Below are 12,627 nucleotides of genomic sequence, written 5' to 3'. Positions count from 1 at the left end.
TAAAAATGATCCCATTGCGTGACCAAATCGTGGACTTCACCTGCAAGATCCATTGAAGTTTATGACGACGAATGACCAAATGACTATTGAATGACTATAAATCACTAATGACTAAAAGAAAATGCCAAAGATAAAACTTGCAGAAAAGACCATCAACCAGATTAAAGAAGTCTGTGCTCAGTTCGGAAACCAGGAAGGTGAGCTCATCAATGTGTTGCACCAAGTTCAAAGTAAACTGGGTTATTTACCAGCCGAAGTGCAGGAAGTGATTGCCAAGGAGTTGAATATGTCGGTGGCCAAAGTGTATGGCGTGGTGACGTTCTATTCATTTTTCACCATGCTGCCACAGGGCGAGCATCCCATTTCCATCTGCATGGGAACGGCCTGCTACGTGCGCGGCGCCGAACAGGTGCTGGCCGAATTCAAGCGGCAGCTAAACATTGAGGTAGGCCAAACATCGCCCGATGGGAAGTTCTCATTGAGCAGCCTGCGTTGTGTTGGTGCTTGCGGACTGGCGCCGGTGGTTACCGTAGGCGAAAAAGTATATGGCCGGGTGTCACCGCAACAGGTCAATAAAATTATTGCGGAATACCAGGAAGGTTGCCCGGCCGAAGCTAAATCAGCCTAAAAAGGTTGAGAAAGCGACGGAGCGACCCAGCCTGTAACTGACTGTTCACGCTGTCATAATGACATTTTTCAGAACCCGCACCAGTTCAGAAAAATCCGATTCTGAAAGTTGACTCGATGAACAAATGACAGCTACCAATTGAAAATTTGTCCTGGCCTGAGCTCTGGCATTTATTTTGATTTTTTCGAATTGAAAAGTAAATGTCTAACTAAAAGTATGGAGGATAAAACAATGGCACTATCAAGATTTTCAAATCAGTATCCGGATTTATTTGACCGCTTTTTTGACACAAATTTATTTGATTGGTCGAACCGGAATTATTCGACAACGAACACGACTTTGCCTGCTGTGAACATTAAGGAAGACCAGGATGGTTTCGAAGTAGAAGTGGCTGTTCCGGGCTTCGACAAAAAGGATTTCAAAATTGACCTGAACAACAGTTTGCTAACCATCTCTTCTGAGAAAAAAACAGAAGACGAAACCAAAGAAGGGCAACAATTTACACGTCGTGAGTTTAGCTACCAATCGTTTAGCCGTTCGTTCACTTTGCCACAAACTGTTGAAAACGAAAAAATTACGGCCAAGTACGAAAACGGAATCCTGAAGGTTTACATTCCCAAAAAGGAAGAAGTTAAACCCAAACCACCCAAGCAAATCGAAATTAAATAACGGCAGGCGATTCCTGTCTGAGTTGAAAAAGGGCGTCGCGCAAGTGAATGCCCTTTTTTTATTGTGATTGGCAAATCAAAATGAAAATGGAATACAAGGATTACTATAAAATACTGGGGGTTGACAAAAATGCTTCGCAGGCCGAAATCAAAAAAGCCTACCGAAAACTGGCCGTGAAATACCATCCCGACAAAAATCCTGGAAATCAGGAAACCGAAAGCCGGTTCAAGGAAATAAACGAAGCCCACGAGGTGCTTGGCAAACCGGAAAAACGAAAGAAATACGATGAGCTGGGCGAAAACTGGAGCCGATTTGAACAGGGCAACTACGGCGACAGCAATCCGTTTGCGGGTTTTGGCCGGCAGCAGGGACAATCGTTTTATTCAAATGAAGATTTAAATGACGTATTTGGGGGCTTTGGCTCATCCGGCTTTTCTGATTTTTTTGAAGCATTCTTCGGAAACCGAAGATCTTCGGGACACTCCGGGCAAGGTATGCAAAACGATGGTACCGATGGACCAGATTTTCAAGCAGAATTGCCGCTCAGCCTGGAAGAAGCCTTTCATGGAACCAGCCGGGTGATTCGGTTGCAGGATGAGCAAATCCGGATGACCATAAAACCGGGAGCCTACGATGGGCAGGTGCTTCGCGTGAAAGGCAAAGGCGGGAAAGCGCGTGGGGCCGGCAGTCGGGGGAACCTGCTGGTTAAAGTTAGCCTGCTGTCCCATCGTTCGTTTGAACGAATTGGAAATGACCTGAAGATTCGCCACCAAATTAGCCTGTTTGATGCCGTGCTTGGGGGCGAAACCAAAGTAAACACCTTGAATGGAACGATTCGCATAAAAATTCCGGCAGGGACAAAAAATGATAAACTATTGCGAGTAAAAGGTAAAGGAATGCCCGTTTACGGCAAACCCAATCAATCCGGCGACCTGTTGGTTCAGCTGCAGGTCCAGATTCCGGAAAAGCTGACGCCCGCGCAAAAAGAGCTATTTGAGAAGTTGAGGCTAAGTTTTAACTAAAACCACAAACGTATGAAAGCTTTGATCAAATACCCTGAAATCGACCTAGACATGCTGAGCCGGCTGATCGATGGATTTCACGATCGGGAACTACGTTATTCCTGTGCTGATCTGTATGATGCCGGGCTGCGTGATTCGCACCAACTGGCCGAAGCCATCCGTTGCGCCAACCAAACGCTGTTTCGTGCCGGGAAGAACCCTCAACATTTCATCAAACCAATTTTTGTGACCACCATTGAAAACGGTGAAACCCATTCCGACTGGAAAATGAGCCCAGCCGGATTTCTGTTGGTATTTCTCAGCGCAAAAGAATCAACCAGGCTATTTAGCCAACATAAGCTTGAACTGATTAACCGGCTGCTGCACTAATCATACGCACTCCGCAATGGCTAAAAATCCTGCTCGCGGTGCGATAACAGTACGTTGGCGGTGTATTTTTCTCTCAAATGTGCAGCCAACCGTTCGGCAGCATATACCGAGCGGTGTTGTCCCCCGGTACAACCAAAGTTGACGCTCAGGTGCGAAAAGCCCCGCGACAGGTACATTTTCACAGAATGATCAACCAAACCATACACATGGCTGAGGAAATCCGCCATATCTGAATTGCTTTCCAAAAAATCGACTACCGGCTGGTCTTTTCCTGTCAGCTGCTTGTAATCTTCATAACGTCCCGGATTGTGAATGGCACGACAGTCGAAAACATAACCGCCACCATTTCCTGAGGGATCCTCCGGAATGCCTTTTTTGTATGAAAAGCTGGTAATGCGAATGGTGAGGGCATCATCTTGCAAGCCAATTTTTCGAAGATAAATGGATTGACTGATCGCGTCGAGTACATGAAACAACTCGGTCAATTCAACGGGTATATTGTTGTTCTCCAACAAATACTTCAGGTTTTCCAAGGCGAAAGGAATACTTTTCAGGAAGTGCTCCTTTTTCTCGTAGAAGCCCCGAAAACCGTAGGCTCCCATGGCTTGCATAATCCGAATTAACACGTAACCGGTGAAGTAAGCCTTAAACTCATCGCGGTTGATGGCCTGGTATTTTTCCAACTCGTCAAGGTAAAATTCCAGCAATTCGTTTCGAACCGTCTGTGGAATATCGGCCTTGGCATCGTAAAGCAGCGAGGCCAAATCGTACTGCAACGCGCCTTTTCGCCCGCCCTGATAATCGATAAACGCCACCTGCCCTTCGCGCAGCATAATGTTACGCGATTGAAAATCACGAAACATGAAATAGTCGCTTTCCGCGTCCAGCAAATAATTGCTGAAGTTCTGGAAATCATCTTCCAAAGCCTGCTCATCAAAGGGAATTTTTGCCAGCTTCAGAAAATAGTATTTGAAGTAGTTCAAGTCCCACATCATCGACTGCTTATCGAATGCCGCCCGTGGGTAACAATAATCGTAGTTGATCCCCTTCCCTGCCGTAATTTGCAGTTTGGGCAACTCGCGCAGCACCTTTTTGTACACGTTCACAATCTTTTCCGAAAAACCTTCCAACTCGCGCGTTCGACTCAGGTAATCGAACAAGGTCAGTTTTCCCAGGTCCTCCAGCAAATAGCAGGTTTTCGCGTCATTCACCGCATAAATTTTGGGTACCGCCACGCCTTGCTCAAAAAAATGAGCCGAGAATTCGAGGAAAGCTGCATTCTCACGCACATCCTGGTTCCAGGCACCAATCGCCTGGTGATTTTTACTCTTGATACGACAATATTCGCGATACGACCCCGAGGCCGGCAGCACTTCAAAGGCAGTCATTTCTTCCTGAAAATGACCTTCATAGAGCTGGATGATTTCTTCTTTCGTTTTTAAGTCCAAAGCGTCGTGTTTTTTTGTGGGAAACAAAGATAAAAGAATTTGACGGCTCCTTCAGTAAAAAACGAATCACTTTGCACAAGTTCCGAAAGGTCATTCCTCGCTCAAGTCAACACCCCAATTTTTGTTGGGCGCACTGCCCATTTCAAGCATCAGCTCACCACCTTCGGTTATTTTTTGGTGCAGAATTTTCCAATCGCTCCATTCACTTCCATTTAAAGTGGCCGATTGAATGTAACGGTTTTCGGAAGAATTGTTCTTTGCTGTGATGGTGAATGTTTTTCCGGGATAAAAGTCGGGATTCAAATGGATGGTGATCTGATCAAAGATTGGGCTGCCCAGCTCGTAAAAAGGCTCCGGCGAACAGCCGCCTTTCATCGAAAACAAGCCTGTTTTCATTAACACCGAGAGCGATCCCATCAGCCCTTGATCTTCGTCACCATTGAAGCCGCGCTGCGGGCTTATTCCTTCGTAAACAGTCTCAACCACCTCGCGCGACCAATACTGGGTTTTCCAAGGCTGGTCGAGGTAATTAAAAATGAATGCCGTTTGAATGGACGGCTGGTTTCCGTAGTTGATCGGGATGCGACTGTACTCCGGGTGCAGCTCTCGATCGTGTGAAGTTCCGGCAGTGAAGCCCATTGTTTTGGCGGTTTCAAAAGCCTGATTCAGCTTTTGGGCTGCGGCTTTTTTCCCACCCATCAATTCGGCCAGGCCAGGCAAATCCTGCGGCACAAACCAGGTGGATTGTGCCGCGTTTGATTCGTTAAATCCATGTTCATGCTGATAGGGGTCAAAGTCAGCTTTCCACTTCCCGTCCACATCTTTGGGTCGCATCCAGCCTGATTCGGGATCAAAGACATTTGTATAGTTCTGTGATCTTTTCAGAAAATAGTTGGAATCTTCTTCCATACCCAGTTTATGTGCCAGTTGCGCCAATGCCCAGTCCTGGTAGGCATACTCCATGGTCAGGCTGGCTCCATCTTGGTGGTAGCCAAACTGGCCTTCCGGGATCGGATACGGCACGAATCCTTTGTCGATATAATAGCCCAGTCCACCACCGAGTGCAGTTTTATGCTCATAACCGGCTTTCTCCATGATACCACCCGGCAGGTGGTTTTTCTTTAATGCGTGATAAATTTCTTCCAAATCATCTTTCACAATCCCTTTTTGAATGGCGCTGACGATAAACGGTGTTGCCGAGGCGCCGGTCATGACAAAGGTGTAGTTTCCGCCCGACGGGCCCCGGGGAACCAATCCGCCATCCTGATAATATTGCATCATCGAAGCAGTGAATTCCTCCATCATTTCCGGGTACGCCAATCCCCAAAGCGTGTTGATGGTCCACTGTGCACCCCAAAAAGCATCGGAATTGTAGTGATTAAATTTCGGCTTGCCATTCGTATCCAAGGGCAACTGACCGATGCGGAAACTTTTCCCGGTGTGATCCGGGTAGGCACCATTCACGTCGCTGATGATCCTGCGGCCCTGAAGCGCATGCCACAAATCAGTGTAAAAACGCTTTTGTTGCTCCATGGTTCCACCTTCAATTTCGATCCGCCCCAACCACGCGTTCCACTCCCGGCGCGAATCAGCAACCACCTGATCAAAATCCCAACCCGGCAATTCTTCCTGCATGTTCAATCCTGCGTTCTCAATCGACGTGTAGGAAATCGCCACTTTCAGCAACAGTTCCTGACTCTCAATGTCCTCAAAATGAATCAGGTAATTTCCAGTGATGGAATCTCGTTCGATTGCAGAAACCGGGGTATTCAGTTCAGCCTTAAAAAAGACCGGGCAGTCTTTAGGCCGACGGATGGTTGGCGAATTCACGGTCCTTCCTTCGAGTACGGTTTCACTAGTCTGTGTTAAGGTGCCCTCTTTCATCAGGCTTGGCCCGAGCATGCCGTTCAGGTTGAAAAGAATGGCGGCCTTTCCGCTGTCAGAAAAAGCGTAACGGTGAAAACCTACCCGTTTGGTTGACGTGACCTCGGCTTTGATCTGGTACCGATCCAATTCCAGGTAGTGGTAGCCGGGACTGACTTTTTCGGTTTCGTGACTGAACTTTGATTCATATCCTGTAAAAACGGTCGATTTATTTTCTTCAGAATAAACAATGGGCATCACAGAAACGCCGGCCAACTGCCAGGCATGAACGTGGCTAAAACCTTTAATGGTGTCGGTGTTGTACCGGTAGCCACTCCCCCACGCACCGCCAACCTGGGTGTCCGGACTCAAATTCACCATGCCGAATGGGCGGCAGGCCGAAGAGAAGAAAAACCAACGCGAATTGGCCGTGTCAACAGTAGGTACAACCAAATCTGAAAGCAGTATTTTTGGTTCGTCAATTTTTTGCTGACAAGAAACAAAAAGGAATAAAAAAATAATTGGGGATAGATGGCGTGCAGTTCGTCCTGGTTTCATAAATGATATTGTTTTGAATATTAGGGCTGATCAAGTTAAAAATAAAATCATTTAAACGTGATGGTGTGAGAAAACGGCGTGTACCCTGTTAAAAAAAGATGCATTCCTTCGCCTTTGATTGAGCCAAAATGCGTGCTGTACAATTCACCATCAATCCGGTCAATGCTTTCGTGTTCTAAAATGCCCGGGCCAACACGTATGGTATCTGTTCCAGCTTGATAGGTGGCATAGCCATCTGCCAGCAGGTAGTCGTCTTGGTTGTTGGTTGAACGAACATTGCTAAGCTTTCCGCCAGACCGGAAACAGAGCTCCAGCGTGACCTGAACACCTTCGGCCGCGGCAACTTTGATATTCATTTCGAACTCACCGTCATGCTCCTGAACAGTGATGTCCGTTTCCATTACCTGAACGTCACTCACCGGGCGATTTTCAAAGTCCATTTTACTCCAGAAACGTCCATCCAACGATTCACTCAACCGATAATCGCCCTCCTCATTTCGTTTATTGGCCGGCAGTGGCTGATAATAATACGCCTCTTTGCGTTCGTGCAAATAATAGGTGTCGGCATCCTTTTTAAGTCCTTCACTTCGAACATAGCCGGTATTAAAAAACGAAGTGGACAGTCGGGCATATTCCAGAATCGCTTGCCCTTTCCGGTAAGTAAAAAATGTTGGGTTGGAGGACCGGCCGGAAGCAACGGTCACCGGCAAATCGTTTCCGCCAAAGATTGTGGCGGTTGTCAGGCCTCTTTTAATTCGTACCACCTGTGTCAGCGGGAAATACTTCGTGTAATTTTCCGGAAGCTTTCCATATGCCGGTAGTTTCTGCAAAAGCATTGGCATATCCAAGAAGTGAATCAGCGCCCGCGACAAAACCTGTTGTTCAAAATCGTCAAAACCTTCAATTTCCCGCGTAACAGCTGTCAGCATCTCGTTCCTCTCAGCAATAGCCAGGTAACGATAACCCAAATAAAACAGGCTCATTTGAAGTAAAAAATTTTGGTCCTGCCGTCGGGAATCCACGGTAATCAGCTCCCCATTTTCTTCGAGGAAGTAATAGGTTGAAATAAGATTTTTCTCGACGATTTCAAGTAATTTCGGGCGGTTCAAGAGATGGGCGATGGTCATTAAGGAGAAGGCTTCCACCCGCGAATAGTTGCGGCTCCGTTCCGGAAACTGGCCATCGGCATCAAGGTAAACGCCCTCATCAAGCCACTGGTCAATTCGTTCAAGATAGCGTTCATCCGAATAAAGCGTGTACAGGCGGGCCAATGAGGCGGACACCACCCAACGATGGTTCGGCGTGTGTACGCCACCCTTCACCAATGCTTCTCCGGCATTGATCATAAAATCATCTAGTTGCCTGCGGATTTGGCGGGTTTCCTCTGAATCATCTCTCCGGAGCAAAGCAGCAGCGGGGCACAGGTATTCCAGCAAAAACGCCGTATCGGGTGGCGACTGCCTGTTTCCTCCTGCATCAATTGTTCCGTTTAAATTTTGCAATTCAAGCAAAGCTGAAACAAGTGTTTCCAACTGTTTGCGGACTGCTTCGGAATGATAGAACTCCGAATCGGATGTTGTGTAGGAGGCCGCAAGTACCGCGAATGTCAGGCTGACCGATCGCGGGCGATTGAAGCCCGATGCCGGTTTTACTAAAGCCTCACTCAAAAAACCGGCTACCGTTTTGTCGTTGCCGGCCAACAATTGACGGTACAAATTCGCATCGATCTCTGAAGCTTCCCTGGAATTGACGCTCCATGATTCAATTGCCAAACAGGTTGCTAATCCGCTTAATGCACCGATTTTTAGGAAATCACTTCTATTCATTCTAATCAAAATTTAAAACTTGATACGAAAAAAGGGAGAAGAAGATTTGATCCTCCTCTCCCCTGTTTTTTCCATTCAACAAATACAAGGATCTTCTAGTATCCGGGGTTTTGTTCCAGTAAAGGGTTCAACACCATAGCATCAGTTGGTATTGGTAAAATCCTGCGATGGACTTCACTGTTGGTTTTGAAGCCCCACGATCCTTCAAACTTACCAAAACGGATCATGTCGTTGCGGCGCCAGCATTCATACACAAACTCCCGGCCCCGTTCGTTATAAAGGTCTTCGAGGGTAACGCTCGTCCATGCCGGCGACGTGGAACGGTTTTCACGTACCATATTCACCAACGACAAGGCCGTATGGCCCAATGTCGGGCTTCCGCCGCGAAGGATAGCCTCTGCTTTCATCATAATCACATCGGAATACCGAAGATAAGGAACGTCGTTGTTCTGGTTCCGGTTGGTAGATGAGGCATCCGGATAAAACTTGATATTCCGGTAGCCCATGTTCCAGGCAATCTCATCGTTTCCGCAATCAAACAAATCCGGGTTTTGGCGTAAAACGATATCAGGAGATAAAGTAACATGGTAGGTATAGGGATCACCGCCATCGTCGCCTGTATAAAACTGATCATATCCTTTCTTGGTGGTGGTAACCATAACGGGACTGCCGTCGTCCAGGTATTGAGGCCCTGTCAGCCATTGGTCGTTGCGAATATCACCCTCATCATCAAAAATGGCATAAAACTCAGGCAAGGTACTCATGGGAGCGCTCGGACGGAACGGCAGATTAAACTTATTCTGAAGCGAGCGCGGCACATCGTAACGGGCACGGTACATCTGCCCATTTGTTCCTGGATGGGAAGTTGCAGATGGATCAAATGGAACGGCAAAGATGAATTCTTTCATTTGTGGCCCATTATCGGGATAGAACATTTCCAGATAGGACGAACGCGGTTCAATTGCGAATTTTCCAGCGTTAATGACGGCGTCGCAGGCCGCAATACAATCGTTCCAACGCGCCGTACCGGTATAGTATTCTGCATTGAGATACATTTTTGCCAACAAAGCATAAGCTGTCCATTTGGTTGGGCGGCCATAGGTGGCTTCACCTGTTTCTTCACTCAAACTGGGGATAGATCTTTTCAGTTCATTTTCAATGTATTCAAAAACCTGGGCGCGCGGTGTGTTACCACGTGGTTCAAAATCGCCATACAAGGTGTCCAACGGAATGTTACCGTAAAAATCCATCATCATGAAAAAAGTGATGGCCCGCATCGTTTGTATCTCGGCCAGCGTCGTATTTTTTTTCGCCCCTTCAGGCATGACATCAGACAGAACATAGTGAGCCTGGTTAGCAACCCCAATGGTTTTCTGAAGCGTATACCACAAATAATTGGTAGCGCCATGATCTTCATCCCAGGTGTGGTAATGCATCTTCATATAGCCTTGGTTGTCATACCAGTTTCCACCCCTTGCAGGAAGAATGCCTTCATCTGTACTGATGGTACTCATGAAGAAAAAGGAATGCGCATATTCGCCCCGAAACGCCGAGTAAACGGCACCCGCTGTTTGGGCGTATTGATCTTCATTTTGAGGAAAGACTTCCGGGGTCATTTGTGTCGTGATCGGCACATCAATATCATGACAGGAGACAAGTAAACCTGCAAGTGCCGGAAAAATGATGTATTTGATTATATTCTTCATTGTAATTTAGATTTTAGGATTAGAAAGTTGCTTTTACGCCAAACATTACGGTCCGTGTTTTTGGATAAAAGTTATTTGTATCAACACCCGGAGCAATGCCCCCTTGTTCAACTTCAGGATCGATACCAGAATAGCCAGTTATTGTGAACAGGTTGGTTCCAGACGCATAGACACGCAGATTTTTTACTGATCGGCCCAGATTTTTAAAATTGTACCCCAGGGTGGCATTGTCAAGGCGAATGTAGCTTCCATTTTCGATAAACCGGGAAGAATATTTGTACACGTTCAGGTCGGTGGGCGATTCGCCGGCAACATCGACCAAAATATTGGAAGAATGAGCCGTTGCTGGCCGGAACAGGTCGGCCCGGGTCGCATTGAAAATTTTATTGCCAAATACGCCGCGAATGAAAATGTTCAGGTCAAAATTTTTGTACCTGAAATCATTGGTCCAGCCCATCAGCAATTTGGGCTGCGGACTTCCCATGTAATGATAATCGACACCAATAGCCGGGTTGGTAGTCAACGAACCATCAGCAGCAACATATTGCGATACGCCTTCGGCGTTTTTACCAGCATATTGAAGCGTAAAAAACTGGCCGATCGGTTTTCCCTCTTTTAGTATTTGCAGGGTACTTCCGGTTTGTCCACCTCCGTCGGGTTGTGTAATCCGCACCGAGTCACCACCGCTAAACAAGTCGTTGGTCAATTTCTCAATCACGTTTTTGTTGTGAGCCAGATTCAGGTTGCTCGACCAACTAAAATCTGTCGTTTGTACCGGCGTAACATTCAGGCTGATCTCAATTCCTCTATTGGACATTTCGCCACCATTGGCCGTAATACTTCCGGCAGGAATAAGAACAGGATTGACGGCATAAGAATAGATCATGCCGGTGGTTTTTTTGTCATAAACCTCAATATAACCACTTAGTTTTCCATCGAAAATTCCGAAATCCAATCCAAGGTTGGTCGTGGATGTTTTTTCCCATTCCAAATCCTGGTTGGCCGCTTTGTTCGGACCAAAAGCAGCCACCTGCTGTCCGTTGTAATAAAACGTTCCCAATCCAGCCATAATGAATTGAGCAGTATAAGCATCAAAACCCGATGAGTTACCGGTTACCCCGTAGCTGGCCCGGAGTTTTAAGTCGCTGAAAACATGTTGCGATTCCATAAAGCTTTCCTGGTCAATCCGCCAGGCACCGCCCACCGAGGGGAAATAACCCCATTGTTTGTTCGCTCCAAACACCGAACTACCATCGCGACGTATGGATGCCTGCAACATGTATCGGCTATCGTAATTGTAGTTTAACCGGGCAAAATCAGAAATCAACCGGGTCTTTTGGTAGGCATTCGCATCGCCAAAATTGACATTGAAACCCGACACCGTTGAATAATTTCCAAGCGCCAGGTTGTTGTAGCTAACATTGTCAACCGGGAAATTGGTATTGGTAGCCATAAAACCATCGCCCAATACATTGTCCTGCCACGAATATCCAACTACGGCATTAATCGTATGCTTCTCGATTTCCTTGCTCCAGGTGAGATAATTCTCCAAAATTACATTGGTACTCTGGTAAGTACTCCGGCTGGCCAATCCATTCTCACCAAAATTGATAATGGAGTGTGTTGCCGGGGGTTCAGGATTATTATAGAATTGTGCACTGTTATAGTTTTCGGCATAATAACTACTGTAATATTCACCGTTGAGCGAGGTGTTTTTTTGGTATGCCGCATTCATATTATATCTAAACCCAAAAGGCAAGGTCACTTCAGCTGTAAAATTCCCGAGTAAGGTATTGAGTTTTGAATCATCATCGGCCTGTTCAATAATCGCCAGGGGATTAAAATAGCCGGAGTGGTTGAAGTTTTCAAAATAAGTTCCATCCTCATTTCGCGGGCTGGTTACCGGCAGGTATTTGGCCGATTGCAAAAGCGCCACATTCCGCTGTGGTACTTTGGTATTGTTAATATTCGAGTTGGTGACATTGAGCCCGAATTTTACCTTGTCGTTGAATGCCATTTGCTCAATGGCCATACGGGCAACGATGCGTTTTTGTCCACTGCTCCGTAAAATTCCTTGTTTGTCAATGTAAGTCAGGCTGGCAATGTAGTTGCTGCGTTCGGTTCCTCCGCCATACGATACATTGTGGCTGTGCGAAACGGCAGCCGAGCGCTGAATCTCCTGCTGCCAATCGGTATCCGCCCCATGGTCATCTTCAGGAGCCAAAGTCATATTGTTGGTGTCAAGGAAAGATCTCAGCTGGCTGGCATTCATCAAGTCCAATTCGTTTGATACGGTTTCGAAGCCGATGTATCCGTTGTATGAAATTTGTTCCTGGTCCTTGTTCCCGCGTTTTGTGGTGATCATGATCACGCCATTGGCTGCCCTGTTTCCATAAATGGAAGTCGCTGCGGCATCTTTCAACACGTCCACGCTAACAATATCGTCCGGAGCAACCAGCGAAATATCGGCGCCGGGAACACCATCAATGACATAAAACGGGCTTTGCGAACTGTTAATCCCGCTTTATGCAATGGAAA

9 protein-coding genes are annotated in these 12,627 nt (G+C 46.7%); 4 read left to right on the top strand and 5 right to left on the bottom strand.

What is annotated here, in order from left to right:
* Positions 1-121: 121 nt before the first annotated feature.
* From nuoE to NC99_RS07395, 4 genes are all read left to right on the top strand, one after another.
* The gene (gene nuoE / locus NC99_RS07410) at positions 122-628 is read left to right on the top strand and encodes an NADH-quinone oxidoreductase subunit NuoE (RefSeq protein ID WP_053181649.1); all 507 of its coding nucleotides are present in this window, start codon (positions 122-124) and stop codon (positions 626-628) included.
* A gap of 231 nt (positions 629-859) precedes the next feature.
* Entirely contained in the window at positions 860-1,297 is a 438-nt protein-coding gene (locus NC99_RS07405) for an Hsp20/alpha crystallin family protein (protein WP_053181658.1), read from the top strand.
* An 86-nt stretch (positions 1,298-1,383) separates the two neighbouring features.
* Positions 1,384-2,319 (top strand): DnaJ C-terminal domain-containing protein, encoded by a 936-nt coding sequence (locus NC99_RS07400; RefSeq protein ID WP_053181655.1) that lies wholly within the window; start codon positions 1,384-1,386, stop codon positions 2,317-2,319.
* Between the two features lie 12 nt (positions 2,320-2,331).
* Positions 2,332-2,688 carry a hypothetical protein gene (locus tag NC99_RS07395; protein ID WP_053181646.1) on the top strand — a complete coding sequence of 119 codons (357 nt, stop codon included), beginning with the start codon at positions 2,332-2,334 and terminating at the stop codon, positions 2,686-2,688.
* A 20-nt stretch (positions 2,689-2,708) separates the two neighbouring features.
* Here the strand turns inward: NC99_RS07395 and NC99_RS07390 are convergent, their stop codons facing one another.
* From NC99_RS07390 to NC99_RS07370, 5 genes are all read right to left on the bottom strand, one after another.
* Entirely contained in the window at positions 2,709-4,136 is a 1,428-nt protein-coding gene (locus NC99_RS07390; protein ID WP_239684424.1) for a RapZ C-terminal domain-containing protein, read from the bottom strand.
* Positions 4,137-4,226: 90 nt separating this feature from the next.
* A complete protein-coding gene (locus tag NC99_RS07385) occupies positions 4,227-6,557 on the bottom strand; it encodes a GH92 family glycosyl hydrolase (RefSeq protein ID WP_053181643.1) in 2,331 nt (776 codons plus the stop codon).
* A gap of 47 nt (positions 6,558-6,604) precedes the next feature.
* A complete protein-coding gene (locus NC99_RS07380) occupies positions 6,605-8,383 on the bottom strand; it encodes a hypothetical protein (protein WP_053181640.1) in 1,779 nt (592 codons plus the stop codon).
* A gap of 95 nt (positions 8,384-8,478) precedes the next feature.
* Complete coding sequence (locus NC99_RS07375; RefSeq protein WP_053181636.1) at positions 8,479-10,089, bottom strand: RagB/SusD family nutrient uptake outer membrane protein; 1,611 nt, start codon at positions 10,087-10,089, stop codon at positions 8,479-8,481.
* A 19-nt stretch (positions 10,090-10,108) separates the two neighbouring features.
* Positions 10,109-12,607, bottom strand: coding sequence for a SusC/RagA family TonB-linked outer membrane protein (locus NC99_RS07370; RefSeq protein ID WP_082326359.1), 2,499 nt, complete (start codon positions 12,605-12,607; stop codon positions 10,109-10,111).
* Positions 12,608-12,627: the final 20 nt, after the last annotated feature.

This window comes from Sunxiuqinia dokdonensis (assembly GCF_001270965.1).
GTDB lineage: Bacteria > Bacteroidota > Bacteroidia > Bacteroidales > Prolixibacteraceae > Sunxiuqinia > Sunxiuqinia dokdonensis.
This window is presented reverse-complemented; position numbering and strand designations above follow the sequence as displayed.

What these genes read in the sequence shown, in the direction of transcription:
- nuoE (WP_053181649.1), top strand. Translation starts at nt 122, where the DNA reads ATGCCAAAGATAAAACTTGCAGAAAAGACCATCAACCAGATTAAAGAA.
- NC99_RS07405 (WP_053181658.1), top strand. Translation starts at nt 860, where the DNA reads ATGGCACTATCAAGATTTTCAAATCAGTATCCGGATTTATTTGACCGC.
- NC99_RS07400 (WP_053181655.1), top strand. Translation starts at nt 1,384, where the DNA reads ATGGAATACAAGGATTACTATAAAATACTGGGGGTTGACAAAAATGCT.
- NC99_RS07395 (WP_053181646.1), top strand. Translation starts at nt 2,332, where the DNA reads ATGAAAGCTTTGATCAAATACCCTGAAATCGACCTAGACATGCTGAGC.
- NC99_RS07385 (WP_053181643.1), bottom strand. Translation starts at nt 6,557, where the DNA reads ATGAAACCAGGACGAACTGCACGCCATCTATCCCCAATTATTTTTTTA.
- NC99_RS07380 (WP_053181640.1), bottom strand. Translation starts at nt 8,383, where the DNA reads ATGAATAGAAGTGATTTCCTAAAAATCGGTGCATTAAGCGGATTAGCA.
- NC99_RS07375 (WP_053181636.1), bottom strand. Translation starts at nt 10,089, where the DNA reads ATGAAGAATATAATCAAATACATCATTTTTCCGGCACTTGCAGGTTTA.